The organism is Achromobacter deleyi, from assembly GCF_013116765.2.
Lineage (GTDB): Bacteria > Pseudomonadota > Gammaproteobacteria > Burkholderiales > Burkholderiaceae_B > Achromobacter > Achromobacter deleyi_A.
Window position 1 is genome coordinate 5772591 of record NZ_CP074375.1, and the last position, 25741, is coordinate 5798331.

Annotated in this window: 27 protein-coding genes; 11 read left to right on the forward strand and 16 right to left on the reverse strand. The window is 66.9% G+C overall.

What is annotated here, in order from left to right:
* Window positions 1–68: 68 nt before the first annotated feature.
* The gene (locus HLG70_RS26130; protein WP_171664871.1) at window positions 69–839 is read left to right on the forward strand and encodes an IclR family transcriptional regulator; all 771 of its coding nucleotides are present in this window, start codon (window positions 69–71) and stop codon (window positions 837–839) included.
* Between the two features lie 18 nt (window positions 840–857).
* On the opposite strand, the gene HLG70_RS26135 is transcribed toward HLG70_RS26130, so the two are convergent.
* Together HLG70_RS26135 and HLG70_RS26140 are read right to left on the reverse strand one after the other, a co-directional pair.
* Entirely contained in the window at window positions 858–1307 is a 450-nt protein-coding gene (locus tag HLG70_RS26135) for a MarR family winged helix-turn-helix transcriptional regulator (RefSeq protein ID WP_171664872.1), read from the reverse strand.
* 3 nt (window positions 1308–1310) lie between these two features.
* Entirely contained in the window at window positions 1311–2909 is a 1599-nt protein-coding gene (locus tag HLG70_RS26140) for an MDR family MFS transporter (RefSeq protein ID WP_171664873.1), read from the reverse strand.
* A gap of 346 nt (window positions 2910–3255) precedes the next feature.
* Between HLG70_RS26140 and HLG70_RS26145 the strand changes: the two genes are divergently transcribed.
* Window positions 3256–5751, forward strand: a complete 2496-nt coding sequence (locus tag HLG70_RS26145; RefSeq protein WP_171664874.1) for an AsmA family protein — start codon at window positions 3256–3258, stop codon at window positions 5749–5751.
* Window positions 5748–6134 (forward strand): MOSC N-terminal beta barrel domain-containing protein, encoded by a 387-nt coding sequence (locus HLG70_RS26150; RefSeq protein ID WP_171664875.1) that lies wholly within the window; start codon window positions 5748–5750, stop codon window positions 6132–6134. Before HLG70_RS26145 ends, HLG70_RS26150 begins: the two co-directional genes overlap by 4 nt.
* 33 nt (window positions 6135–6167) lie before the next feature.
* Here HLG70_RS26150 and HLG70_RS26155 read toward each other — a convergent pair whose 3' ends face one another.
* The 4 genes from HLG70_RS26155 to rsmD all read right to left on the reverse strand — a co-directional run bounded on the left by HLG70_RS26155 (window position 6168) and on the right by rsmD (window position 8885).
* Window positions 6168–7391: a benzoate/H(+) symporter BenE family transporter gene (locus tag HLG70_RS26155; protein WP_171664876.1), complete on the reverse strand. Its 1224-nt coding sequence runs from the start codon at window positions 7389–7391 to the stop codon at window positions 6168–6170.
* Window positions 7388–7639 (reverse strand): YfhL family 4Fe-4S dicluster ferredoxin, encoded by a 252-nt coding sequence (locus HLG70_RS26160; protein ID WP_006391351.1) that lies wholly within the window; start codon window positions 7637–7639, stop codon window positions 7388–7390. Before HLG70_RS26160 ends, HLG70_RS26155 begins: the two co-directional genes overlap by 4 nt.
* A 117-nt stretch (window positions 7640–7756) precedes the next feature.
* A complete protein-coding gene (gene coaD, locus HLG70_RS26165) occupies window positions 7757–8260 on the reverse strand; it encodes a pantetheine-phosphate adenylyltransferase (RefSeq protein WP_006227601.1) in 504 nt (167 codons plus the stop codon).
* Window positions 8261–8318: 58 nt separating this feature from the next.
* Window positions 8319–8885, reverse strand: coding sequence for a 16S rRNA (guanine(966)-N(2))-methyltransferase RsmD (rsmD, locus tag HLG70_RS26170; RefSeq protein WP_171664877.1), 567 nt, complete (start codon window positions 8883–8885; stop codon window positions 8319–8321).
* On the opposite strand from rsmD, the gene ftsY reads away from it, so the two are divergent.
* Window positions 8884–10242 carry a signal recognition particle-docking protein FtsY gene (gene ftsY / locus HLG70_RS26175; RefSeq protein WP_171664878.1) on the forward strand — a complete coding sequence of 453 codons (1359 nt, stop codon included), beginning with the start codon at window positions 8884–8886 and terminating at the stop codon, window positions 10240–10242. The genes rsmD and ftsY overlap by 2 nt on opposite strands.
* 102 nt (window positions 10243–10344) lie before the next feature.
* Here ftsY and HLG70_RS26180 read toward each other — a convergent pair whose 3' ends face one another.
* The 7 genes from HLG70_RS26180 to HLG70_RS26210 all read right to left on the reverse strand — a co-directional run bounded on the left by HLG70_RS26180 (window position 10345) and on the right by HLG70_RS26210 (window position 17541).
* On the reverse strand, window positions 10345–12003 hold the full coding sequence (locus tag HLG70_RS26180; protein ID WP_171664879.1) for a CYTH and CHAD domain-containing protein: 1659 nt from the start codon (window positions 12001–12003) through the stop codon (window positions 10345–10347).
* Window positions 12004–12261: 258 nt separating this feature from the next.
* Window positions 12262–13086 carry a phosphonate ABC transporter, permease protein PhnE gene (gene phnE, locus HLG70_RS26185; protein WP_171664880.1) on the reverse strand — a complete coding sequence of 275 codons (825 nt, stop codon included), beginning with the start codon at window positions 13084–13086 and terminating at the stop codon, window positions 12262–12264.
* On the reverse strand, window positions 13083–13970 hold the full coding sequence (gene phnE / locus HLG70_RS26190; protein ID WP_171664881.1) for a phosphonate ABC transporter, permease protein PhnE: 888 nt from the start codon (window positions 13968–13970) through the stop codon (window positions 13083–13085). The genes phnE (HLG70_RS26185) and phnE (HLG70_RS26190) overlap by 4 nt, the downstream gene beginning before the upstream one ends.
* Entirely contained in the window at window positions 13967–14737 is a 771-nt protein-coding gene (gene phnC, locus HLG70_RS26195) for a phosphonate ABC transporter ATP-binding protein (protein WP_171664882.1), read from the reverse strand. The genes phnE (HLG70_RS26190) and phnC overlap by 4 nt, the downstream gene beginning before the upstream one ends.
* A 6-nt stretch (window positions 14738–14743) precedes the next feature.
* A complete protein-coding gene (gene phnD / locus HLG70_RS26200) occupies window positions 14744–15742 on the reverse strand; it encodes a phosphate/phosphite/phosphonate ABC transporter substrate-binding protein (protein WP_171664883.1) in 999 nt (332 codons plus the stop codon).
* A 146-nt stretch (window positions 15743–15888) separates the two neighbouring features.
* Window positions 15889–16701, reverse strand: a complete 813-nt coding sequence (locus HLG70_RS26205; protein ID WP_171664884.1) for an IclR family transcriptional regulator — start codon at window positions 16699–16701, stop codon at window positions 15889–15891.
* Between the two features lie 12 nt (window positions 16702–16713).
* Window positions 16714–17541, reverse strand: coding sequence for an HAD-IIB family hydrolase (locus HLG70_RS26210; protein WP_171664885.1), 828 nt, complete (start codon window positions 17539–17541; stop codon window positions 16714–16716).
* Between the two features lie 149 nt (window positions 17542–17690).
* On the opposite strand from HLG70_RS26210, the gene ribBA reads away from it, so the two are divergent.
* The 6 genes from ribBA (at window position 17691) to HLG70_RS26240 (ending at window position 22141) form a co-directional block, all read left to right on the forward strand.
* Window positions 17691–18863, forward strand: coding sequence for a bifunctional 3,4-dihydroxy-2-butanone-4-phosphate synthase/GTP cyclohydrolase II (ribBA, locus tag HLG70_RS26215; RefSeq protein ID WP_171664886.1), 1173 nt, complete (start codon window positions 17691–17693; stop codon window positions 18861–18863).
* A 10-nt stretch (window positions 18864–18873) separates the two neighbouring features.
* Window positions 18874–19407 (forward strand): 6,7-dimethyl-8-ribityllumazine synthase, encoded by a 534-nt coding sequence (gene ribH / locus HLG70_RS26220; RefSeq protein WP_171664887.1) that lies wholly within the window; start codon window positions 18874–18876, stop codon window positions 19405–19407.
* Window positions 19376–19885, forward strand: a complete 510-nt coding sequence (gene nusB / locus HLG70_RS26225) for a transcription antitermination factor NusB (RefSeq protein ID WP_171664888.1) — start codon at window positions 19376–19378, stop codon at window positions 19883–19885. The genes ribH and nusB overlap by 32 nt, the downstream gene beginning before the upstream one ends.
* A gap of 151 nt (window positions 19886–20036) precedes the next feature.
* Window positions 20037–21002 carry a thiamine-phosphate kinase gene (gene thiL / locus HLG70_RS26230; protein ID WP_171664889.1) on the forward strand — a complete coding sequence of 322 codons (966 nt, stop codon included), beginning with the start codon at window positions 20037–20039 and terminating at the stop codon, window positions 21000–21002.
* Between the two features lie 66 nt (window positions 21003–21068).
* Window positions 21069–21575: a phosphatidylglycerophosphatase A family protein gene (locus HLG70_RS26235; protein ID WP_171665130.1), complete on the forward strand. Its 507-nt coding sequence runs from the start codon at window positions 21069–21071 to the stop codon at window positions 21573–21575.
* On the forward strand, window positions 21572–22141 hold the full coding sequence (locus tag HLG70_RS26240; RefSeq protein ID WP_171664890.1) for a CinA family protein: 570 nt from the start codon (window positions 21572–21574) through the stop codon (window positions 22139–22141). Before HLG70_RS26235 ends, HLG70_RS26240 begins: the two co-directional genes overlap by 4 nt.
* Here the strand turns inward: HLG70_RS26240 and pyrF are convergent.
* The 3 genes from pyrF to HLG70_RS26255 are packed head-to-tail and all read right to left on the reverse strand — an operon-like array spanning window position 22125 to window position 24718.
* A complete protein-coding gene (pyrF, locus tag HLG70_RS26245) occupies window positions 22125–22943 on the reverse strand; it encodes an orotidine-5'-phosphate decarboxylase (protein WP_171664891.1) in 819 nt (272 codons plus the stop codon). The genes HLG70_RS26240 and pyrF overlap by 17 nt on opposite strands.
* 7 nt (window positions 22944–22950) lie before the next feature.
* Window positions 22951–24270, reverse strand: coding sequence for an NAD(P)/FAD-dependent oxidoreductase (locus HLG70_RS26250; protein WP_171664892.1), 1320 nt, complete (start codon window positions 24268–24270; stop codon window positions 22951–22953).
* Window positions 24271–24319: 49 nt separating this feature from the next.
* Complete coding sequence (locus HLG70_RS26255; protein ID WP_171664893.1) at window positions 24320–24718, reverse strand: diacylglycerol kinase; 399 nt, start codon at window positions 24716–24718, stop codon at window positions 24320–24322.
* A gap of 174 nt (window positions 24719–24892) precedes the next feature.
* Here HLG70_RS26255 and HLG70_RS26260 point away from each other — a divergent pair, with 174 nt between their 5' ends.
* Window positions 24893–25606: a FadR/GntR family transcriptional regulator gene (locus tag HLG70_RS26260; protein WP_171664894.1), complete on the forward strand. Its 714-nt coding sequence runs from the start codon at window positions 24893–24895 to the stop codon at window positions 25604–25606.
* The last annotated feature ends 135 nt before the right edge of the window (window positions 25607–25741 follow it).

A 25741-nucleotide genomic window follows, 5' to 3' on the forward strand; every position in this document is an offset into this window, starting at 1 on the left:
GGTATTGTTATTTAATACTTAGTATTATTATGCGCTACCAGGGCGCGGCCCGACCATTAGGTAAAACGATGACGACAAATGCGCTGTATGTAGGGTCCGTGGGCAAGGCATTCCGGGTGCTGGACTGTTTCAAGGTCGCCGCGGGCGACCTCAGCCTGACGGAGATCATGGAGCACAGCGGACTGGACAAGAGCGCCGCCCAGCGCTATGCCTACACGCTGTGCGCCGAGGGATACCTGGAACAGAACCCGCAGACGCGGCGCTACCGGCTGGGCACCGGCATGCTCAACCTGACCTTCCATTTCCTGCGCACGCACGCGCTGGTGGAAGCGTTGAACCCGATCATGCTGGATCTGTCGCAAGCCACGGGCGAGAAGATCAGTCTGTCGCTGCGGGACGGCAATGAGCTGGTCCATGTCATGCGGCACCAGACCCAGACCGAGCACTACCACGCGTCGCTGGTCGGCCGGCGGGTGCCGTTGTATTGCACCGCCGGCGGACGCGCGGTGCTGTCGCGGCTGAGCGAGGCGGAACTGTCGTCGCAACTGGCCGGGATGGAACTGTCAGCCTATACGCCCAAGACCTTGACGACCGCCAAGGCGGTCAAGGCCGAGGTAAAGAAGGCGCGCGACCAGGGCTACGCGCTGGTCGTGGACGAGTTCATCCTGGGCGAGGTCAGCCTCGGCGCGGCGGTGACGGATGCGCAGGGCCAGGCTTATGGGGCGCTGCATGTGGCGGGCGCGTCCAATGCGTGGAGCGGCGAGGCCTATGCGGCGAAATTCGCGCCTTTTCTGTTGCAGGCCATCGCGCAGTTCCAGCGCCGCAACCCGACGGATTGAGGGTGCGGCAGGCAGGGGTCAGGCGGCTTTTTGCCTGTCGCCCGCCGCGTGCAGGAAATTCTCTTCCAGCACGCTCAGCACGCGGTTCAGGGTGTCGATGTCGGCGGCCGACAGGCCCTTGAGCGATTCTTCGAAGAAAGCCGCGCGCTTGGGCAGGGCCTGGTTGACCACGGCCTGTCCGGCCGGCGTCAGGCTGGCGTTGGTCAGGCGGTTGTCCTGGGTGTCCACGGCGCGCGCGATCCAGCCCAGCTTCTGCATGGCCTGCAACTGGCGCGTGAGCGATGCGGGATCCAGCCGGCAGCGTTCGGCCAGGTGCTTCTGCGAGCACTGGCCGCATTCATGCAGCGCAAGCAGGATGCGCCAGCGCGGCAATGCGTGGCCGACCTTGCTGCTGAAGGCGCTTTGCATGACCCGGTAGGTCTGGCCCATGTGCTGGATGACTTGCAGGCCTTGTTGTTGTTTAGGCAAAAGCTACTCTCCGACGCCAGCGGGTTCCGGCTTGGAAGGCCGGACCAATTGCACCAGGGGCACGCGCCGCACGCACCAGATTGCGAAGATGGCGACGGCCAGGGCGATGAGCTGCCCTTCATGGATGGCGCCCACGAGCGCGACCCGCGCGATCTCGATCAGCGATGTTCCATCCTGGCCCTGATGCGCCAATTGTGCCAGGAACTCGGTCTGCGCCACCGGATTGACCAGCATTTGCGGGTCGTTCAGCTCCGGCAGCCATTGCGCGGACGCGCCCCGCAGCGTGGATTCCATGCCGCTGAAGTAGCTGTGGCTGACCATGGTGCCGACGACGGCCGTGCCCAGCATGCCGCCGATCATGCGCAAGGACTGCAGCAGCGCGGTGGCGATGCCCAGGTGGCTCCGTCCTGCGGTCTGCTGCGCGAAGACCGTCAGGTTGGGCATGATGAATCCCATGCCCAGGCCGGCCATCAGCATGTATGCGGCGATCAGCGCATGTGACGTATAGCTATGGGTGGTAACAATTCCCAGGCACGAGAGCGCCATCAGGATGAAGCCCGCGTAGAGCATGCGGTTGGGATTGCGGATGCGGGTGATGATGCGCCCGTTGACGATGCTGCCCACCGTGATGAATACGACCATGGGAGTGATCAGCAGGCCCGCGTCCTGGGGCGACAGGCCGAAACCGCCTTGCAGCAGCAGCGGCGCGTAGAACAGCAGCGAATACATCGTCACGCCCACCAGCAGGGCCAGCGTGAAAAGCGTGGCCAGGCCCCGATTGCGGAACATGTCCAGCGGCAGCAGCGGATGCGGGCAGCGCTTTTCCCACCAGATCAGCGCGGCGAAGGCGGCGATGCTGCCCGCGCCCAGGAGGACGATGGGCGGGGTGAAGCCTTCCTTGGGCAGCAGTTCCACCAGCAGCTGCAGACCGCCCAGCCCCAGGGCGATGAGCAGCGCGCCCTGCCAGTCCAGCCGCACCTTGCCCGGGGTGTGGTTGCGCAGATGCGGCAGGTAGCGCGCCACGAACCAGAGGCCCAGGATGCCGATCGGCAGGTTGACGTAGAACACCGTGCGCCAGCCGTAGTGTTCGGTCAGCGCGCCGCCCAGCGTCGGGCCCACTGCGTTGGCGATGCCGAAGGCGGAACTGAGCATGACCTGCCAGCGCAGCCGCACATGGGGGTCGGGGAACAGGTCGGGGATGGACGCGAAGGCGGTGCCCACCAGCATCCCGCCGCCGATGCCCTGCAGCGCCCGCGCCAACACCAGTTCGAGCATGGTGTCGGCCGCGCCGCACAGCGCCGAGGCCAGGGTGAACAGCACGATGGCCGCCACCACGAACGGTTTGCGCCCGTAGTAATCGCCCAGCCGGCCGAAGATCGGCACCGTGATGACGGAGGTCAGCAAGTAAGACGTCGCTACCCATGCATACAGTTCGAAGCCCCTGAGTTCCGCCACAATGGTCGGAAGCGCCGTGCCCACCACCGTCTGGTCGATGGCGACCATCATCATGACGAAGCACATGCCCAGCATGGCAAGCAGGGTCTGCCGGAAAGGAAGCACCTGGCCGGGCGAGTGCGGCGTGGCGGGAGTGGGGGCGGGCATTGTTGGATATATCAATGATTGATGGATCAATCATTCTAGTCCTACAATCCCGCAGACAGAAAGCCGTCAGCTTCGGCATTCCCGCTGGCGCGGCGTTTCCGCTGTGCGGCCCGATTTGTTACGATAGGGGTATCTGCACGCTGGCATACCAGCGTCTTCAGCAGGCCTTCCTCGGTAAATCCTCCCCTTGTAGCCATTGCCGCGGGCGCGGCAGGTGCGAGGACTCGCCCTGAAAGGCAGACAGCTTCAATAGGCATGGCGGTTTTCCGCCGGCAACGCACCATCCCCGCGCCAGGCGCGGCGGACGGCATCAATGATTTCCAGTCGAGGTACCGACGGGGCAGCAATGAAAACGTGGTTCAAGCGCATTTTGATAGGCCTGGTTGTGTTGGTTGTCGTGGCCGTCGTTGGCCTGGCCATCTTCTTGCTGACATTCGACCCCAACGCGTACAAGTACAAGCTGGAAGAGCTTGTCCAGGAACGCTATCACCGCACGCTTACGATCGACGGCGAGATCGAGCTTTCGCTCTTCCCGCGGATCGGCCTGTCGGTGCAGGGGGTGTCGCTGTCCGAGCCCAATAGCACGGACACCTTCGCATCCATCGAAAGCACCCGTCTGGCGGTGGCCGTTTGGCCGCTGCTGTCCAACAGCTTCGTGGTGGACCACGTCGCCATCAGCGGCCTGAAGGCCCGCGTGGTGCGGGACAAGCAGGGCCAGTTCAATTTCAGCAACCTCGTGGGCGGCACGCAGCCGGTCACCGAGGCGCCGTCCAATCCCGCCGAGGCTCTGGTGGGCGCGGCGCAAACCGCGGCACAGGCCATCACCAGCGGCACCATGCCGTCGTCGCGCAACAACATGCAGATCGACATCGCCGGCCTGGACCTGAAGGACGGCGAAGTGCAGTTGCAGGATGCCATCACGGGCATGGCGGTGGCCGTTACCCGGATCAACGCCAACACCGGCCGCGTCACGTTCAACCAGCCGTTCGACGTGCGGCTCACCGCCCGTGTCGAAGGCGGCGATCCGCGCGTCGACGCCAACCTGACCGGCCAGGCCCTGCTGACGCTGGACCCTTCCGCCAAGCGCTACGCCGCGCAGAAGCTGGATCTGCGCATGGACGGCAAGCTGCCCGGCGCCGAGGCCAAGAGCCTGGCGGTGCGCGGCAACCTGGCCTTCAACGGCCGGAAGTCGTCGCTGGACGTGGCCGGCCTGGAAGTGGTGTTCCAGGGAGACATCACCGATCCCGCCGCCCGCGCCACCAATGTGGACGCCAGCGTGGCGATCCCCAAGCTGGCGATCGATCCGCACAAGAGCCAGTTGCAGATCGAGAAGCTTGCCGTGCGCGCCAAGGGCGGCGTGGCCGACGGTCCGTTCGAATTTGCCGTGGATGCCCCGGCGCTCAATATCTCTCCCGCCTCGGCCACCGGTGAAGCGCTCACCGGCCGCGTGCGCATCAGCGGCCTGGATGCCAGCTTCGGCCTGAACGGCATCAGCGGCAATGCCGGTGAACTCGACATCAAGGAAGCCAAGCTGGACAGCACGTCCAAGAACGGCGAACGCGTGGTGAAGCTGAACTTCGCCTCGCCCCTGAGCTTGAACCTCCTGCAGCGCAGCGGCGGCCTGTCGGCCTTGCGCGGCGACGTGAACATCACCGATCCGGGCCTGCCCAAGGGCAGCCTGCAGATTCCCGTCATCGGCAGTCTGTCGGTGGATCTGCTGAAGGATCAGGCCACCAGCAAGATCAATGCCGTGCTGGAAGGCGGCAAGTTCGACCTGAGCGCCGACATCACCAAGCTCTCCGGTTCGCCGCTGGTCAATTTCGCGCTGGCCGTGGATACGCTGGACCTGGACAAGCTGGTGCCGCCCGTGGCGGCCGCGCCGGCCAAGCCGCCGGCCGAAGGCAAGAAAGACGAGAGCAAGCCGGCGCAGCCCGCGCCGGCCGCGCCGGCCGACGATTCGATCAACCTGTCGGCGCTGGTCGGTCCCAGCGTCAACGGTACGCTGAAGGTAGGCAAGCTGGTGGTGCGTGGCCTGAAGGCCGACGAAGTCGCCGCCGCGGTGAAGCTGGACAAGGGCAAGCTGGAAATCTCCAGCCTGACGGCGGGCCTCTACGGCGGCAAGCTGGCGGGGGCCTTGTCCGTGGATGCCGCGCAGGGCAACCAGCTGGCCACCAAGATATCGCTGGCCGGCATTGCGATCGAGCCCTTGCTGGTCGACCTGGCGCATCAGAATGTGCTGAGCGGCACGGGCAGCCTGGCGCTGGACCTGAAGACCGCCGGCGCCAATGTCTATGCCATGAAGAGCGGCCTGGGCGGTACCCTGCAATTGCGCCTGCGCGATGGCGCGGTCAAGGGCATCGACCTGACGCAGACGCTGCGCGATCTGAAGGCCGCCTTCTCGCCGGAATCGCAGAACCAGACCGTGCCCGCCGATACCAGCAAGCAGACGGAATTCTCCGAGATGGACGCGGACCTCGCCTTCGCGAAGGGCGTGGCCACCGTGAAGCGCCTGAATTTCGTGTCGCCCCTGCTGCGCGTGACGCAGGGCGAGCCGGCCATCATTGACTTCGTCAAGAGCGAGCTGGATCTGGTGGCGCGCGCGCGCGTCGTCAATCCGGCCGCCAACCCCGAAGGCAAGGAACTGATCGACCTGAAGGACGTGACCATCCCCGTCCACGTCAAGGGCCCGTTCGAGAAGCCCACCTATACGGTGCTCTGGAAGGATGCCATCGGCGGCATCCTCAAGCGCAGCCTGGAGAACAAGCTGCGCGAAGCCGTCTCCGGCAAGGGCAAGAACGGCGCCGCCGTGGACAAGGCCTTGAAGGGATTGCTGGGCAAATGAGCACAGACCAGTTCCAGCCCATCGCGGAATGCGGCCTCACGCCACAACCCAATGCCGCGGGCTATCACCGGCAATGGCTGATCGCCAATGACTCCGGGCAATGGCTCAACCGCGAACTCTGCCCCCGGCTTGCGGACGTATCCGTCGAGCTGCGCCTGGGCTACCTGGTGCTGAAGGCGCCGGGCATGCTGCGCATGGATATTCCGCTGGACGTCATCGAAGACGACGACAGCGTGCGCTACAGCATGAAAGTGGGCGAACAGGTCATCGACGTGATCGACGAAGGAGAGCTGGCCGCGGCCTGGATCTCCAATTTCGTGCAGGTGCCTTGCCGCATCATGAAGGTGCACCCCGAAACGCCCGTGGCCGCCTGGCCCGCCTGAGCGCGCGCGGGGGCTTGAGCCGGCCCGGCTTTGTCAGGCGCCGGCGCGGTTCCGCTTGTATTCGAACGCGGCGTGGGCCAGCAGGCCCGCCGCCAGGCCCCAGAAGGCCGATCCGATACCCCAGAAACTGAATCCCGACGCAGTCGCCAGCAGCGTGATGAGCGCCGCTTCGCGCCGTTGCGGGTTGGCCATCGCGGCCGCCATGCCGCCCATGATGGTGCCCAGGAGCGCCAGGCCCGCCAGCGCGGCGAGCAAGGCGGCGGGCAGCGCCTGGAAGAAGACCGCGACGGCGCCCGCGACGATGCTGAGCGCGAAGTAGCCGATTCCGTAGGTGGCGGCGGCGATGTAGCGCTTGCCCGGATCGGCATGCGCCTCGGGGCCGGTGCAGATGGCTGCGCTGATCGCGCCCATGGTGACGCTGTGCGCGCCGAAGGGGGCCGCCAGGAGGCCCAGGAAGCCCGTGGCGGCGACCAGGCGCGAAGCCGGGGGGCGGTAGCCCGCGGCTTGCAGGATGGCGAGGCCGGGCAGGTTCTGCGACGCCATGGCCACGACGAACAATGGGATGCCCAGGCTGACCGCCGCCTGCGCGCTGAAGGCGGGCGTGGTCCAGACGAATTCGGTCAGGCGCCAGTCCAGCTGCTCCACCTGCATCAGGCCCAGCCCGGCCGCCATGGCGACGGCCACGGCCATCACCACCAGCACCGCGTAGCGCGGCGCCCAGCGGCGGCATAGCAGATAGGCGGCGCACATGGTCAGCACCAGCGCGGGCTGCTTGCCGATGTGGGTGAAGATGCCCATGCCGAAATTGAGCAGCACGCCAGCCAGCATGGCGGCGGCGATCTCGCCGGGAATCCGGCGCAGGATCGGATCGATCCAGCCGAACAGGCCGCAGGCCAGGGTCAGCGCGGCTGCCAGCACAAAGGCGCCGATGGCTTCGTTGAAGGGCACGCCGGCCAGCGCCGTGACCAGCAGGGCGGCCCCCGGCGTGGACCAGGCCATGACGATGGGCAGGCCGGTGCGCAGGCTGTAGAACGCGCCGCCCACGCCCAGCACCAGGCTGAGCGAACCGATCCAGGAGCCGATGCGCGCGGCGTCCAGGCCGGCGGCGTGGCCCGCTTGCACCATGAGCACGGCGGTGCCGCCAAAGCTGACCAGGACGGCGACCAGGCCCGCGGCGATCGCCGACGCGGAGATGTCGCGGCGGGCTTGGCGGGGGGAGGGGGGAAGTTCGATGCTGGACTGGGCCGTGTCGCTCATGCGGCACCGGTCAGGCGGCGGTACTTGGCCATGAGCTGTTCCTGGCCTTCGTTCCATTGCGGATGCAGTTCGATGCACTCCACCGGACAGACCACCTTGCATTGGGGCTCATCGTGATGTCCGACGCATTCCGTGCAGCGGTCGGGATCGATGACGTAGTAGTCCTCACCCATGGAGATCGCGTCGTTCGGGCACTGGGGCTCGCAGACGTCGCAATTGATGCATTCTTCGGTGATGGTCAGGGCCATGATGGGGCAACGGATAAAGCCGGGGGCGCTGTCATTGTAGCGCCGGGGGCGCGCGCCGCCCGGAAAGCGCAAGAAGGGCGCTGAGCGCGCCCTTCGAGGATGGTGCGGACGGGCGCTTCAGCCCGGCCAGGATTGCTCGCGGCGTTCCTTGGCTTTTTCCTGGAGCCAGCGTTCGACGGACGGGAACACGAACTTGCTCACGTCGCCGCCCAGCTGGGCGATTTCGCGCACGATGGTGCCCGAGATGAACTGGTACTGGTCCGACGGCGTCATGAACAGGGTCTCGACGTCAGGCAGCAGATGGCGGTTCATGCCGGCCATCTGGAATTCGTATTCAAAGTCGGACACCGCGCGCAAGCCACGCACGATGACGCGGCCGCCCTGGTCGCGGACGAAGTCCTTCAGCAGGCCGCCAAAGCTTTGCACTTCCACGTTGGGATAGTGACCCAGCACTTCGCGCGCGATTTCCACGCGCTCGTCGATGCTGAAGAAAGGCTTTTTGTTGCGGCTAAGGGCGATCCCCACCACGACTTTGTCGAAAAGCGTGGCTGCACGGCGAACCAGGTCTTCGTGGCCCCTGGTCAGCGGGTCGAAAGTGCCGGGATATACAGCGATGATCATGCGAGCTCCGTACCGTTATTAGTGGTGTACACCATCCTCCGAAGCCCGGATTATTGATCTATTTCCGCAATGCAGCAAATTCCAGCAGATGGTAGTGGACCGCGCCTGCCTTGTCCTGCCGCAAGATCTGGAATCCTTCGGGCGCTTCGATGGCGGTTTCCGCCTCTACGTAGACTAGCCCATGATCGGTCAAAATGCCCGGCAGAATCGGCCAAAGCCGCGGCAGCCAACCCTGTCCGAAGGGCGGGTCCAGCATGATCAGGTCGAATCGGGATGCGTCCATGCGTTCGGCCACCTGCATCGCGTCGCCCACATGGATGCGTATCATGTCGGCTTTGAGCTTGTCGCGCAGTGTCCGCAGCGCGGACGCGGCAGTCCTGTCCCGCTCGACCATCTGCACATGCGCCACGCCGCGCGAGGCTGCCTCGAATCCCAGGGCGCCGCTGCCGGCGAACAGATCCAGCACCTGCTTGTCGGCGAAATTGCCATCCCACAGGTGATTGAGCCAGTTGAAGAGTGTCTCGCGAACCCGGTCGGGCGTGGGGCGCAGCGTCTCCACGTCGGGAACGGCGATGGGGGTGCGTCTGTATTGGCCCCCGACGATACGAATATACTTGTTACCCATGTTTAGCCGCTTCTTCAAGAAAAAATCCCCTCCGCCCGCCGCGCCGGCCCAGCCCGCGCCGCCGCCGGAGGTCGTTGACGCCGCCGTCGCGCCCGTGGAGCCCGCCGTTGCGCCGGTCATCCCGGCGCCTGCGCCCGAGCTCCGGCAAGCGCCGTTTGCGCCGGTTCCGGCGCCCGTGGCCCCGCCTGTCGCACCGCAGGTCGCCGCGCCGGCCCCGAGTCCGGTTCCGGAACCCGCAACCGCACCCGCACCCGCACCCGCACCCGCACCCGCACCGATTGCACCGGCAGCGCCGGATGTCGAACCGGTCCGCGAACCGGAGCCCGCCCCTGTTCCGGCTCCCGCCCCCCTGACCGCAGCCTCCGTTCCGGCGCCTGCCGTGGTCGCGACGCCAGCACCCGCACCTGCACCCGCCCTGGAGCCGGCGCCGGCCGAAGCGCCGAAGAAGGCCTCCTGGCTGTCCCGCCTGAAGCAGGGCCTGTCGCGAACGGGCCAGAGCATTGGCGGCATCTTCGTCGGCGTCAAGGTCGACGAGAACCTGTTCGAGGAGCTCGAATCGGCCCTTATTATGGCCGATGCGGGCCTGGAGGCCACCGAGAAGCTGCTGACCGCGCTGCGCGCGCGGGTCAAGAAGGATCGCATCGAAGACCCGGCCAAGGTGAAGGCGGCCCTGCGCCAATTGCTGGCCGATCACCTGCGCCCGCTGGAACGCGCGTTCGACTTGAAACGCACCCAACCCCTGGTCGTCATGATCGCCGGCGTGAACGGCGCCGGCAAGACCACGTCCATCGGCAAGCTGGCGCATACCTTCCAGCGACAGGGCGCCAGCGTATTGCTGGCCGCGGGCGACACCTTCCGCGCGGCCGCACGCGAGCAGCTGGTGGAATGGGGCAGCCGCAACAACGTCAGCGTGATCTCCCAGGATGGCGGCGACCCGGCAGCCGTGGCGTTTGACGCCGTCAACGCGGGCCGCGCGCGCGGCATGGGCGTGGTCATGGTGGACACCGCCGGCCGCCTGCCCACGCAGCTGCACCTGATGGAAGAACTGAAGAAGATCCGCCGCGTCATCGGCAAGGCGGATGCCACCGCGCCGCACGAGGTGCTGCTGGTGGTGGACGGCAATACCGGCCAGAACGCGCTGGCGCAGATCCGCGCTTTTGATGCCGCCATCAACCTGACCGGCCTGGTCGTGACCAAGCTGGACGGCACCGCCAAGGGCGGCACGCTGGCCGCCGTGGCCGCAGGCAGTCAGGGCGTACGTCCGATCCCGGTGTACTGGATCGGCGTGGGCGAAAGCCTGGAGGACCTGCAGCCGTTCGTGGCGGACGAATTCGCGGCGGCCCTGCTGGCCGACTGAGACCTTGCACGCAGGCTTGTCATCGCGGGACGGAGCGCAAGCCCCGTCCCGCGGTCGTTTGCGCGGCCGGCGCAAGCTTGCGTTGCGCCTGGCCCGCGGGCATTACTTCCAGAAGGGCTTGCTGCGGGCCAGATCGTCGAACGCCTTCTGCGCCTCCACGGCCAGCTCTTCCAGGCGGGCGCTGATCCAGCCCAGCGCGAACCAGGCCTGCGGGTGCGTGGCCGTACACGACTGGTAGTAGTCCTTGGTCACCGCGAGGTCGTTGATTTCGCCCAGCACGTCCTGCACCTTGGAAAGCAGCTTGCGATAGCTTCGCAGCTTGCTCGCGGGCAGCAGCGATTCCGCAAACGCCAGGCTGTAGCGCAGCCGCTTGCCGCGCTTGCGCAGTTCGTGCCGGGTGGGGATGTCCAGCGTGGCGAATTGCGTGCCCTGGTCGGCCACCTTGCTGTGCCAGCGATGCAGGCGTCGCGACAGCTGCTTGTGCAGGCGCTGCGGGTCGGGTTCCGGCGCCACCATGGGAATGATGGTGGGCTTCACGCTGGGGCCCGCCACGCCGCCTTCGAGCCGGATGGCGGGTTCGGGCGCGGCGTCGCTGGGCGTGCCGTTGGCGATCGTCTGGCTTTCCGCGCCAGGCTGGACCGGAGGCACTTCCAGGGTCCATTCCAGCAGTTCCAGCAGCCAGGCCTGGAAGGACTTGCCGCCGGCTATGGTCTGGGCGTCCTGTTCGGGCGGCGCGGCTTCCATGGGAATGACAGGCATGCCCGCGCGGATCAGCGCGGGCGCAACGGTTTCATTCAGGACGTCCTGGTCGCGATTGGCGCCGAAGGCGGCGAAGTGCGTGCGCACGCCTTGCAGCAGGGAGTCCGGAACCGGAGCGATCCAGCCTTCAAAGAGTTTCCAGGCCGAGCGCAGCCGGCGCACGCCCACGCGCAACTGATGCACGTGTTCGGAATTGCCGGCGCGGTAGACGCCTTCGGTGTCGACTTCGGCAAGCACCGAGGCGTTGCGGCAGATCTGGTCCAGGCATTCCGCCGCGATGCGGCCCATGGCCTGCGACGCCGTCATGTCGTCGCGCAGCTTGACCGAGGCCGCGCCGCGCGGCGCCCAGAACTGCGCGATGGCCTGGGCCCGCCGCGCTTCCAGGTCGTCGCCCGGGTTTGCGTCCACGTCGGCCAGGCGTTGCGCCAGCTGGGCCAGCGCGTCGCCGCGTTCGGACTTGCTGCGTGGATCCAGCACCAGGGAGTGGCGTTGCTGCCAGCCCCGCGCGGTGGCGAAGATGGCGGCGGGGCGGCCCGACACCAGTTCGAATTCCAGTTCGGAGATGGGCAGCTCCAGCGCGCCTGCGCGCAGGATGCCGGTGTCGTAGGCCAGTTCCACGGTGCCGTAGCGCGTGCGGACCTTGCGCAACAGGCGTTGCACGTCGGTTTCATAGCGCAGGCCCAGCTCGCCCTTGACGGCCGCCAGCGCGGCTTCGACTTCGGTGCCGGCGTACACGGACAGGTCCAGCACCGGACCCGGGCGCGGGTGGTTCATTTCGATGCGGGTGATGGCATTGATGCCGGGCATCTTGAGTGTCTGCACCCAGTCGCGACCTTCCTGGCGCAGCCGGATGGCGATGCGCGCCCGCGCCAATTCGCGATCGGGCGTGTCGAAATACATGGCATGCAAGCGGATGCGCGTGGCTTCGCGTTGCTTGATTTCTCGAAGCACGGCCTGGCGCGAAGCCGTGGGCACGTGCAGTTTCAATTCCTGTTCCGACATGGCGGTGGGTGTCCAACGGCAAAAGCCGAGATCTTAATCAACGAGGGGGCGCGATTTGATGACGGTTCATATTTTGTTCATATTGAGCATAGACGCGTTTGCGCTGCAGCAACAAGAACCCAGCACGCTGCGCGTGCCGGCTGCCGGGGCCGGCGCAGGGGACTGCGAGCGGCCCAAAGAAAAAACGCCGCCCTTTTCGGGGCGGCGCCAAGGAGCGCTGGTCAGGGGAAACCGACAAGCGTAAAACGGGGACGCGAACTACAGAATGCGTTTGCGCGCCTGGGTGATGATCACTTCGGCCAGCACGACCACCACGAAGATGGCGGCCAGCACCAGCGCCACGCGGTCCCACTGGAACAGGTTCAGCGCCGTGTCCAGCGCCATGCCGATGCCGCCGGCGCCAACCAGGCCGAGCACGGCCGATTCGCGCACATTGATGTCCCAGCGCAGCAGCACGATGGACCAGAATGCCGGGCGGATCTGCGGCCAGTAGGCATACCAGATGACGGAGGCCTTGCTGGCGCCGGTGGCCGTGACGGCTTCGATGGGGCCGCGCTGCGCTTCCTCGATGGCTTCGCCGACGAGCTTGCCGACAAAGCCGATGGAGCGGAACGCGATGGCCAGCGTGCCGGCCAGCGCCCCGGGGCCGAAGATGGCGATGAACAGCAGGGCCCATACCAGCGAGTTGACCGAACGGCTGGACACCAGGATCAGGCGGGCCAGCATGTTGATCGTCTTGCTGGGCGTGAGGTTGTTGGCCGCCAGCAGGCCCACGGGCACGGCCATCACCACGGACAGGATGGTTCCCAGCGTGGCGATGTGCAGCGTTTCGATCAGCGCGTTGTGCACGCCGTCCGGGTAATAGGCCCAGTCGATCGGCCACATGCGGCGGAACAGGTCGGCCATCTGCTCGGGGGCGTCATACAGGAATTCCGGTATGACCTCCACGCCGCGGATCGCCTGCGCGATGGCGGCCACCACCAGCAGGTAGAGCGCAAAGCGCAGCAGGCGCTGGCCCATGCTGTAGCGCTGCCACACGCGCGGCTGGCCTGCGGGGTTCAGGGGGGAGACATGGGCGTTCATTCGTCCACCTCCGCCTTGCGCGCCGCCGTCGGCTTGCTGGCGCCGATGCCGCGCGCCCCGGTGAAGCGGCTTTGCAGGATGCGGTCAAAGCCCAGGTTGTCCAGGAAGACCGCCCGCACGAAGCCCGCAATGATCTCGCCCAGCATGATGATGGCGATCAGGGTCAGCAGGATGGCGCTGACAAAGTCGTAATCGAAGCGCTGGAAGGCCGAGAACAGCGTGCCGCCCACGCCGCCCGCGCCCACGATGCCCACCATGGTGGAATTGCGCAGGTTGGAGTCGAACTGATAGGTTGCGAAGCCGATGAAGCGCGCAAACACCTGCGGCAGCACGCCGAACACGATCACATTGGCGAAGGACGCGCCGGTGGCCCGGACCGCCTCTACCTGCTTCAGCGAGATTTCCTCGATGGCTTCGGTAAAGAGCTTGCCGATGAAGCCGATGGACGCGACGGTCAGCGCCAGGATGCCGGCCAGCGCGCCAAAGCCCACGGCCTTGACGAACAGGATGGCGACGATGACCGGGTGCAGCGCGCGGCACAGCGCGACGAGCGACCGCGCCGGCCAGGAGACCCAGGCGGGCATCATGTTGCGGGCGCCGAGCAGGCCGACGGGCAGGGCAAGGATGATGCCCAGCACCGAAGCCAGCACCGCGATCTCCAGGCTTTCGGCGATGCCCTTCCACAGGGTGGCGGGCTTCTCGAAATTGGGCGGGAACATGCGCGCGAGAAACGTGGAGGCGTGGCCCATGCCGGTTTCAAAGCGCGCCCAGCTGAAGTCCAGCTGCGCGCCCGCGTAGATGGTATAGATCACCAGCAGCAGCAGGCCCGCCTTGGCGCGCCCGGACATGGCGAAGGGGCGGTTGTTGCCCCGGGTTTGCATCATTCCAGCCAAGACTCGCCTCCGTAGATGGTCTTGAGCATGGTCGCGTCCAGGCCATGGCCGTCGCCGTCATAGACCACGTGCCCGCCCGACATGCCGACGATGCGGGTGGCGTAGCGGCGGGCCAGCTCGACGTCGTGGATGTTCACGATGACGGGGATGCCCGTGGCGCTGCCCTGCGCGGACAGCAGTTCCATGATCTCCACGGAGGTCTTCGGATCCAGCGAGGAAGTGGGCTCATCGGCCAGCAGCAGCTGCGGGCGCTGCATCAGCGCGCGGGCAATGCCCACGCGCTGGCGCTGGCCGCCGGACAGCGCATCGGCGCGCTGGTCGGCAAAACCCGCCAGGCCGACGGTATCCAGCAGCTTGTAGGCGTGCTCGATATCCTCGGCCTCGAAGCGCCGCATCCAGGCCTTGACGGCGGAGGTGTAGCCCAACCGTCCGGTCAGCAGGTTTTCCATCACCGTCAGGCGTTCGACCAGGTTGTATTCCTGGAACACCATGCCGATGCGCCGGCGCGCACGGCGCAGCGACGCGCCGCGCACGCGGGCCAGGTCCACGGTGCCGTCCTGCGACTGCAGCACGATCTCGCCCTTGGTGGGTTCGATCAGGCGGTTGATGCAGCGCAGGAGCGTGCTTTTGCCGGTGCCCGAAGGCCCGATGATGGCGGTAAGCCCCTGGCCGGCGATGTGCAGGTCGATGCCATTGAGAACCGGCCGGCCGGCCCGGTATTCCTTGACCAGGCCGGAAATGCGTAGCGACGTCGTCATGCTGGATTACTTCTTGCTCTTGGCGGATTCGCGGTCGTAGGCGGCGCGGTTGAAGCTCTCGCCGCCGGATTCGGCGACCTGGCGGACGATGGCCCAGTCCTTCTCGTAGGTCACCGGGTAGAAGCGGTCGGCGCCGTCGAAGGCCTTCGACATTTCCGCGGGGAAGCGGTAGTCGTAGAAGCACTTGAGCATCTGGTCGCGGAACTTCGGCTCCAGGTCATGCGCGTAGGCGAACGACGAGGTGGGGAATTTCTCGCTTCGGTAGATCACGCGGAAATCGGCTTCCTTGACCTGGCCGCGTTCGACCATGCGCTTGAACACGTCGGAGGCCACGGCGGCGGCGTCGTAGTCGCCGGAGTTCACGCCCATCACGGACTGGTCGTGCTTGCCCGAGAAGATCACCTTGTAGTCCTTGTCGGGCGTCAGGCCTTCCTTGGGAAACAGCGCGACGGGCGCCATGTGGCCCGAGTTCGAGGAAGGCGCGGTATGCGCGAGCTTCTTGCCCTTCAGGTCGGTCAGCTTCTGGTAGGGGCTGTCTTTCTTGACGATGACGATCAGGTTGTAGCCCTGGAAACCGTCGGCGTAGCCCTTGACCGCGAACGGCACGGCGCCCGCGATGTTCACGGCGAACGCGGTGGGGCCGGTCGAGAAACCGCCCACGTGCAGCCGGCCCGAGCGCATGGCTTCGATTTCAGCGGCGTTGCTTTGCACCTGGTAGAACACGACGCGCTTGCCCGTGCATTCGGACAGGTGCTTGGTGAAGGGCTTGAAGATGTCTTCGTAGACCGCCGGATCTTCCACCGGGGTGTAGGTGAACACCAGCGTGGAGGGGGTCTTGAGCTTGGACGCGTCCGCGGGCACGTCGGCCACCAGGTCCTTGTTGGCGTCGCAGTACATCTGGTCCAGATCACCGCGGTTGGAGCAGGTGTCGGCGGCCTGGGCGGCGGACGCTCCGAAAGCGAACGCGGCCAGCGTGGCCGCTTGCAGTAGACGCAAGGCTTGCATCGTATGTCTCCTCTTGTAGGTATGAATTGAATATTTACTGAATTCAAACATACAACCGGGGACGGCACACCTGGGAAAGTCCCTGCCTTTCTTTTCGTCTTTTGTTCGGTTTGTTCGCTTTATGTTCGTTTATGCGCGAAGTTCGGTCAGCCGCGATACCCGAGCTTGCGGGAGATCTCCTGCGCGCAGGCCAGCAGCGGACGCGCGATCGCACCGTCCCAGGACACGTCGAACAGGCCCGTGGGCCCCAGGCTGGTCAGGGCCAGGACGATGCTGCCGGTGTTGTCGAACACCGGCACCGACAGTGCGTCGACGCCGGGCAGCGGATTGCCCAGGGCGCGCGCCATGCCGTGGACCCGGATATCCGCCAGCTGCGCTTCGATATTGGCGCGGGACGCCTTGCGCGGGGGCGGCACGCTGGCGATGACCGCCGTGTCGCCTTCTTCGCGCGCAATGTAGTGCTCGCTGACCTTGGGCGGCAGCCACGCCGCGAACACCAGGCCGGTGGCCGTGTGCAGCATGGACATGACCGTGCCCTTCCGCATGTTCACGTGTACCGGGTAGCTGGCTTCGGTCATGTGAATCATGGTGGGGCCATGCGAGCCCAGCACCGCGATGCCCAGCGTGTGGCCGATTTCCGACTGCAGCTTGGCGATCTCGGGCATGGCGACTCGCACCGGGTCCAGGCGCTGCAGGCTGACCAGCCCCATTTGCAGGGCGAAGGGGCCGAGTTCGTACTGGCCCGTGGTGGCGTCCTGCTGCACCAGGCCCACGCGGATGAAGCTGACCAGATAGGGGTGCGCCTTGGCGGATGTCATGCCCGCGCCGGCGGCCAGGTCGCGCAGGGTAAGGGGCTTGCCGGCATCGACCAGGGCGGCCAGCAGCGGCACGCCCACCTCGATGGACTGGATGCTGCGGCGGCCGTCATTGGCGGGGGCAGCGGTCTTGGAAGTAGCCACGTTGTGCGGACCTCAGGCCGGCTGAACTTGGGAAGACGGCCGGTCGGCGCGGGCGGCGAGCAGCCGGTCGGCCATTTCGACAAAGCCCCCGCCACCATGGAAGGCGGCGACAAATGCGGGGCGGTGCGTCAGGCGGTGCAACTGGGCCTGGATGTTGGCCACGCCGACCGAGATCGGGAAGTAGGCGAACATGGGCTCGTCGTTGGGGGAGTCGCCGATGAAGAGCGTGCTGTCGAGCGCCTGTGCCACGTCGGCGCCGAATTCGCGCTGGAACATGGTGCGGGTCATGGTGAGCTTGTCGTAGTCGCCGAACCAGCCGTTGACGTGGATGGAGCTGACCTTGGCCTGGGCGCCGGCGTCCTGGAAAATCTGGACGATCCTGCTGATGGCCGCGTCGGGCAGGGCGGGCACGTCCTCGCAGAAGTCGATGGCCAGGTCGGCCACGCGGTAGTCCTGGTCGCTGGCGACGGCGCTGCCCGGCACTTCGGCCAGGACGCGGTCGCGGATGGCGTCCAGCCGCTTGCGGCTGGCCTGGCGCGAAGCCGCGTCGGTCCAGTAATGCGTCGTCATGCGGCGGGCCTGGCGGTCATAGGCGTAGTAGAACGCGCCGTTTTCCCCGACCACGGCGCGCACCGGCCACATGCGGGCGATATGGTCGCACCAGCCGGCCGGGCGGCCGGTGATAGGCACGACCTGGATGCCGGCCTGTTCCAGGCGTTCCAGCGCGGCGTACGCGTCGGCCGGCAGGCGGCCTTCGGTGGTCAGCGTGTCGTCGATGTCGGTCAGGACGACGCGGACGGCCGCGGCGACGTTCAAAGGCATGGCCGCAAGGGCTTGCATGAGGTTTTTCCTTGGTTTTCTCAGGGGGATCTCCGGGCGAAAGTTTAACCGGATGCCCCCGTCCGGACGGGGCCGGCGGGGCCCGGTAGGGGTTCTGCCTCCAGGGGCGGTAAAATCCGGGCTTTCCCGCCTGGTTTACGTGTCACGCCATGTCCGTCCAGTTGTCCTCATTGCCCGGCTCCGAGCCGGAATCCTTCGGCATCGCTTCGGTTGCCGAGATCATCGCCGAGCTGCGCGCCGGCCGCATCGTCATCCTGGTCGATGAAGAAGACCGCGAAAACGAAGGCGACCTGGTCATGGCCGCCGAATTCGTCACGCCCGAAGCCATCAACTTCATGGTCACCCACGGCCGCGGCCTGGTGTGCCTGACCCTGACCGAAGACCGCTGCCGCCAGCTGGACCTGCCGCTGATGGCCGCCCGCAACGGCACGCGCTACGGCACCAATTTCACGCAGTCCATCGAGGCCGCCGAAGGCGTGGAAACGGGCATTTCGGCCGCCGACCGCGCCCGCACCATCCAGGTGGCGGTGGCGCGCGACGCCAAGCCCTCCGACCTGGTCCAGCCCGGCCACATCTTCCCGGTGCGCGCCGTGCCCGGCGGCGTGCTGGTGCGCGCGGGCCACACCGAAGCCGGCTGCGACCTGACCGCCATGGCCGGCCTGACGCCCGCCGCCGTTATCTGCGAAATCCTCAAGCCCGACGGCACCATGGCCCGCTTGCCGGACCTGGTGGAATTCGCCCGCCAGCACGACCTGAAGATCGGCACCATCGCCGACCTGATCCAGTACCGCAGCGAACACGAATCCATCGTCAAGCGCGTGGGCAAGCGGCCCATGCAGACGGCCTGGGGCACCTTCGAGGCCGTGGCCTATGAAGACGCCGCCACCGGCTCCGCCCATTTGGCGCTGGTGCATGGTAATGTGACTCCCGACGCCGAGACGCTGGTGCGCGTGCATGAGCCGGCGTCCGTGCTGGACGTGCTTGATACCGGCGCAAGCCCGCACAGCTGGGGCGTGGCCCAGGCTTTGCAGGCCATTGCCGCCGCCCCGGCCGGCGTGCTTGTGCTGATGAACTGCCAGTCGTCCACCGAACACCTGTTTGGCCAGATTGCCGGCTGGAGCGACCCGAAGGCCCAGGCCACCGCCGCCGCCGACCGTTTCGGCCTGCGCACCTACGGCATAGGCGCCCAGATTCTGCGTGACTTGAACGTGGGCCAGATGAAGCTGCTGGCCCGGCCGCGCAAGATGCCCAGCATGGCGGGCTTCTCGCTCACCATTACGGGTTACGATTGCGACCCGCTGAATACTCCCGCAACAAACTGAAGGCCGACACATGAACCCTTACATCCTTACCCCCGACCTGAACGGCGAAGGGCTGCACATCGGCATCGTACGCGCCCGCTTCAATGAAGAGATCGGCCAGGCCGAACTCGAAGCGTGCCTGAAGGAACTGGCCGAGCTCGGCGTGGACGAACGCGACGTGATGGTCGCCACCGTTCCCGGCGCGCTGGAACTGGGCGTGGCCCTGTCCCACATGGCCGAAACGTTTGAATTCGACGCCTTGATCGCGCTGGGCGCCGTCATCCGCGGCGAAACCTATCACTTTGAAGTGGTCAGCAATGAAACGGCCACGGCAATCACCCGCATCTCCCTGGAAACCGGCGTCCCCGTCGCGAACGGCGTGCTGACCGTCGACACCGACGAGCAGGCGCAAGCCCGTGCCGCCGGCAAGGGCCGCGATTGCGCTCAGGTGGCCGTTGAAATGGCCAACCTGGTGGCGGCGCTGGAGCCCGAGGAAGAAGACGAAGACGACGAAGACGACGAGGACGAAGATTTTGACGACGAAGAAGACGACGACCAGCGCTGATAGCGCGGCGCAAGCCCGCGCCAGCGCGCGCAGCGCCCGGCGCCGCGCGCGCGAATTCGCGCTGCAAGGCGTGTACGCATGGCTGCTGCGCGGCGGCGAAGGCACGCAGGATGCCGGCGAGATCGACGCCCATCTGCGCGACACCGAGGATTTCTCCGAGGCCGACGCGCAGTGGTTCAAGACCTTGCTGCATGGCGTCCTGCGCGAAGCGCCCGCGCTGCGCGAACGTTTCACGCCTTACGTCGACCGCCCGCTGGCCGAGCTGTCGCCCGTTGAACATGGCATCCTGCTGATCGGCAGCTTCGAACTGATTCATCACGTCGAAGTGCCGTACAAGGTTGCCATCAACGAAGCCGTCGAGCTTGCCAAGTCGTTTGGCGGCACCGATGGCTTCAAGTTCGTCAACGGCGTGCTCGACAAGCTGGCTGCCGACGTGCGCGCCACCGAGGTTCAGGCCGCGGCGCAGCAACGGCGTTAGAGAGGACCCACCCCCGAAGCGCTGCGCGCTCCCCCCTCAAGGGGGCGCCGCTGCGGACCGGCGGAGCCGGATCCGCGCGGCCCCGATCTGGGCCGCGCAGCGCCCATGAAGGTGCAACGGCGACCACTGGGAGCCGGACAGCGGAGTCGCCTTGGCATCCGAATTTGATCTGATTGAGCGCTATTTCACCCGGGCGGCACCTGCCGGCCTGTTGGGCGTGGGGGATGATTGCGCCCTGTTTCCCGTCCCGCCCGGCGAGCAGGTCGCCACCAGCACGGACCTGCTGCTGGAAGGCCGCCATTTCTTTCCCGACGTCGATCCGAAAGCGCTGGGCCACAAGGCCCTGGCCGTCAACCTGTCGGACCTGGCCGCCATGGGCGCGCGCCCGATAGGCTGCGTGCTGGGCCTGGCGCTGCCGCGGCTGGACGAGCCCTGGCTGGCGGCCTTCGCCGAAGGTTTTCACGCGCTGGCCGCGGCCCATGGCTGCCCGCTGATCGGCGGCGACACCACCCGCAGCGCGCATGACCTGGCGATCAGCGTGACGGTGTTCGGCTCGGTTCCTCCGGGCCAGGCGCTGCGCCGCGACGGCGCGCAAGCCGGCGACGACATCTGGGTCTCCGGCGAATTGGGCGCGGCCGACGTGGCCTACCGCCTGCTGGACGGGCAATACTCCGCCGACGCGTCCTTGCTGGCCGCCACCCGTGGCGCGCTGGAATGGCCGCAGCCGCAAGTGGCGCTGGGTCTGGCGCTGCGCGGCATCGCCCATGCGGCCATCGACCTTTCCGACGGCCTGTTGCAGGACCTGGGCCACATCCTGGCCGCCAGCCGCGCGGGCGCCTGCCTGCATTTCGCCGACCTGCCCATGGCGCCCGCCCTGGCGGGCCTGGACGCCACGCAGCTGCGCCGCGCCCTGCTGGGGGGCGGCGATGTCTACCAGTTGTGCTTTACCGCGCCGGCGTCCCGCCGCGATGCCGTAATGGCGGCGGCCCAGGCCGCCGGCGCGCGCGCGACCCGCGTGGGCCAGGTCCACGCGCAGGCCGGCTTGTCCGTGCTGGACGAGCGCGGCCAGCCGCTGGCGGAGCTGCCCGCGGGGTTCGATCACTTTCCCGCGACCTGATCCACCGCCTCCCGTCCCATCCAGACTCAGCAACCCATGTCTTCCACCGATAATCGCTCTTCCTCCATGCGCGATCGCGCGCGGGCCGTGTACCCCGCGCTGTCCTGGGTTTGCCGGGATCCGGGCCGCCTGATCGCCTTCGGGTTCGGCAGCGGCCTGATCCGGCCGGCCTCGGGGACCTGGGGCACGCTCCTGGCCTGGGCCATCTGGGTGGCGGCGGCGCCAGCCGCGTCCGACCTGGCCATCGGCGTGTTTCTGGCGCTGGCGTTTCTGTACGGTTGCTGGGCCTGCCATCGCGTGGGCCGTGAACTCCAGCAGTCGGATCATGTCGGAATGGTCTGGGACGAGATGGTGGCGTTCTGGCTGGTGCTGTGGCTGACACCCGCCGGGTGGGTGGCGCAGGCGCTGGCGTTCGTGCTGTTCCGCACGTTCGACATCGTCAAGCCGCCTCCCATCAAGTTCTTCGACGCCCACGTCAAGGGCGGCTTTGGTGTCATGTGGGACGATATCGTGGCGGCCGGATACGCCTTGCTGGTGATGGCGCTGGTGGCCCGCACAGGAGTCTTGGGATGAACGATCAGCAAGAAAACACGCGGTCCAACCTGTCGGCCGGACAGTTGACGGAAGCGACCATCCTTGGCCTGGCCGAACAGCTGGGCGACGCGATGCGGCGCCATGGCTGGATGCTGGGCACCGCGGAATCCTGCACGGGCGGCCTGCTGGCCGGGGCCGTCACCGCCGTGGCGGGGTCCAGCGACTGGTTCGATCGAGGCTTCGTCACCTACAGCAACGAGGCCAAGGTGGCCGAGCTGGAGGTGTCGCCGGACACCCTGCATCACTTTGGCGCGGTCAGCGAGCCGATTGCGCTGGAAATGGCCAACGGCGTGCTGCTGGCGGTGCCGGCCGCGCAGGTGGCGGTGTCGACCACCGGCATCGCCGGCCCGGGCGGCGCCACGCCGGGCAAGCCCGTGGGCATGGTGTGCTTCGGCTTTGCCAAGCGGGTGGGCGACGGCATCAGCAGCCGCGCGGTGACGCACGTGTTTCCGGGCGACCGTGCGCAGGTGCGCCACGCAGCGGTGGAGTACGCGCTGCGTGGCCTGCTGGAATTCCTGGGAGCTCCGGTCAGCGCACCGCGTTGATCGCGTCGCGCAGGCCGCGGGCGGCGGCGCCGGCGGCCTCGCGCCAGTCATCGCCGCCGCTGGCGTAGATGATGGCGCGCGAGGAATTGATCATCATGCCGCTGCGCGCGGCGTTGGCGCCCGCGTTCACGGTGGCGGTGATGTCGCCGCCCTGGGCGCCGATGCCCGGCACCAGCAGGGGCAGCGCGTCGCCGATGCGCTGGCGCACGGCGGCCAGTTCATTCGGGAACGTGGCGCCCACCACCAGGCCGCACTGGCCATTGGCGTTCCATTTGTCGGCCACCAGGCCCGCCACGTGCAGGTACAGCGGCTCGCCGTTGTCCATCTTCAGGAATTGCAGATCCGAACCGCCGGGGTTGGACGTGCGGCACAGCACGATCACGCCGCGGTCGCGCCAGGCCAGGTAGGGCTCGACCGAATCCAGGCCCATGTAGGGGCTGACCGTGAGCGCGTGCGCCTGGTAGCGCTCGTAGGCTTCGCGGGCGTAGTTCTCGGCCGTGGAGCCGATGTCGCCGCGCTTGGCGTCCAGCACGATGGGCAGGTCCGGGTGCTTTTCGCGGATGTGCTGGCACAGCGCTTCCAGCTGGTCTTCGGCGCGATGGGCGGCGAAGTACGCGATCTGCGGCTTGAAGCTGCAGGCGTAGGGCGCGGTGGCGTCGACGATGTCGCGGCAGAATTGGAAGATGGCGTCAGGCTTGTCCTGCAATTCGCGGGGGAAGCGCTGCGGGTCGGGATCCAGCCCGACTTGCAGGAGCGAGTTGCTGGTGGTCCAGGCGTGTTCGAGTTTTTGCAGGAAATTCATGGGGAGTTCAGTGCAGTTTGACCCGGGGGCGCGTACGCCGCATGAGCAGGCGGGCCAGGGCAAGGGAGGCGGTGCGTGAGGTGCCCAGCACCGCTTTGTGGTGCATCAGGTGCAGGCTCATGTACATCAAGCGCGCCAGTGTACCGCTTACGAACAGTCCCCGTCCGGCGAGCTTGCCCATCAGGCTGCCGACCCCGGCGTCCTGGCCCAGCGACACCAGCGAACCGTGGTCCTGGTAAACGTAGGGGCCGGCGGGCTCGGCCTGGTGGCGCAGCCTGGCGGTGAGTTTCTTCTCCAGATAGCCGGCCTGCTGGTGCGCGGCCTGGGCCCGCGCGGGCACGCTGCGGCCGTCGCGCCAAGGCACCGAGCAGCAGTCGCCCAGCGCCAGGATGTGCGGATCGGCGGTTTCCAGCCGCTCGTTGACTTCCAGCTGGCCCAGTTTGTTCAGCGGCAGGTCCAGGTCGGCCAGCAGGGCGGGGCCCTTGATGCCAGCCGCCCACATGCACAGCTGGGCGGGGAATTCGCGGCCATCGGCCGTGCGGACGGTGTTGGCGGTGACTTCGGACACCCGGCAGGAGGTTTCCACGCGGATGCCCAGCTCGGTCAGCCGGTTGGTTGCCGCGATCGAGATTTTCTCGGGCAGCGCCGACAGGATGCGCGGAGCGCCTTCGACCAGCGTGATGGCCAGGTCGCGCTCGGCGCGGAAATTCGGCAGGCCGTAGGCGCTGACGACGTGGCTGGCTTCGGTCAGTTCCACCGCCAGTTCGACGCCGGTGGCGCCGCCGCCCACGATCACCAGATCCAGCCGGGCGGAAGGGTCGCGCACCTTGGCCAGGTCCACCTGCACCATCGCTTTCAGCATGGTCAGGCGGAACTGCTCGGCATTTTCCGTGGTGTCCAGCGTGACGGCATGCTCGGCCGCGCCGGGGGTGTTGAAGAAGTTGGACGTGCTGCCCAGCGCCAGCACCAGCGTGTCGTAGGGGAGTTCGCGGCGCGGCAGAACTTCCTGGCCCCGAGCGTCATTGACGGCGTCCAGCGTGATCAGGCGGCGTGCGCGGTCGACGCTTTCCAGGCGGCCCTGCGCGAACGAAAAGCCGTCCATGTGGGCCAGCATCAGGTAGGAAAGGCCTTCCTGGTGGATGTCCAGCGTGCCCGCCGCCGCTTCATGCAGCGAAGGCTTCCAGATATGGAAGGGACGGCTGTCCACCAAAGTGATGTGTTGGCGGCCGTGGATACGGCCGAGTTTGGCGGCCAATTCCAGGCCACCTGCGCCGCCGCCAACGATGACGATGCGCTCAGAGGGGGCTGACGTCGATTTAGGCATCATGGCTCCCAGTATAAATAGAGTCGCATCCCCCATGGGATGCGAACCCGTGTCAATGCATGACGTAGCGGCTGATGGCCACGCCCACCCAGACCGTTCCCGCAAAAATCAGCAGCAGCATCACTGCCGCGCTGCCCAAGTCCTTGGCCCGCCCCAGCAGGGGATGGCGTTCGACCGACAGCGCGTCGGCCAGCGCTTCGATGGCGGAATTCAGCAGTTCCGCCGCCAGCACCATGATCACCGTGCCGACCAGGAAAAAGACCTCGACCGTGGTCCGGCCCAGGAAGAACGCCGCCGGGATCATCAGCACGGCCAGCGCCAGTTCCTGCCGGAAGGCAGCCTCGTATTTGACCGCCGCCTTCAGACCCTGCCAGGAGTAGCGCAGCGCATTCAGGATGCGGCGCGCGCCGCCGGAGCTTTTAAAGGGCGAGTGTTGCGGGTCGTGGGTCATGGAATCGGAAGAAAGCCGGGTGTGGCGGCTTTTTAACAGATATGGGTTGCCCGCGTGACACGGCGCGTGGCTATGGGCAAACCCTAATTGTGACCCAACGATAGCAGGCGCAGGATTCTGGTCAATTGGTAAGGCCACTTTACCGTTTTTGCCCTTTCATCCCGCTGTATTCCCATGCCGATCCAGACCATCGAGCCGCGCCGCTTGTACCGCCAGATCGCCGACCAGCTGCGTTTGCTGATCGAGGCAGGCGAGTTTTCCGCCGGCGCGCGCCTGCCTCCCGAGCGCGACCTGGCCTTGAAGCTGGGTGTGTCGCGCCCGTCCGTGCGCGAAGCGCTGATCGCCCTGGAAGTCGAAGGCTGGGTCGAAGTCCGCATGGGGTCGGGTGTGTACGTGCAGAGCCTGGCCGGGGCCCCGCGCGCCAGCCTGACCGCCGAAAGCCCGCTGGAGACCATCCGCGCGCGCCGGACCATCGAAGGCGAACTGGCCGCCCAGGCCGCGCGCAACCCGCTGCCCGAGCTGGTCGAGGGCTTGCGCGACGCCGTGAGCGCCATGGAAGACGAGGCGCGGGCCGGCAGCGTGCCCATCCGCGGCGACCGGCTGTTCCATCTGCGCGTGGCCGAAATGGCCAACAACGCCGTGCTGGTGCGGGTGGTGGGCGAACTGTTCGACGAACGCCACAACCCCCTGTCGGTGAAGCTGGGCGACTACTTCGAGAATCCGGACAGCTGGGCCGTCGCCATCACCGAACACCGCCGCGTCATCGACGCCATCGCGGCAGGCGACGAACAGGGCGCGCGCGCCGCCATGCATGAACATCTTTCCTGCTCGTACGACCGTCTGACGGCCAGTTGGCCGGGCGCGGCCGACGCGTTGCGCGCTGAATAGCAAAACCCGCCGGCGGCCAGGCGCCGCCGGCGGATCGCAGTCGCAGTACGAAGGTGCAACCTGTAGGTGAACTCCATATGTAAAACATGACGCGGGTCGGCTCAAAACAATATCCGCCGCATCCGCCACCTCAGA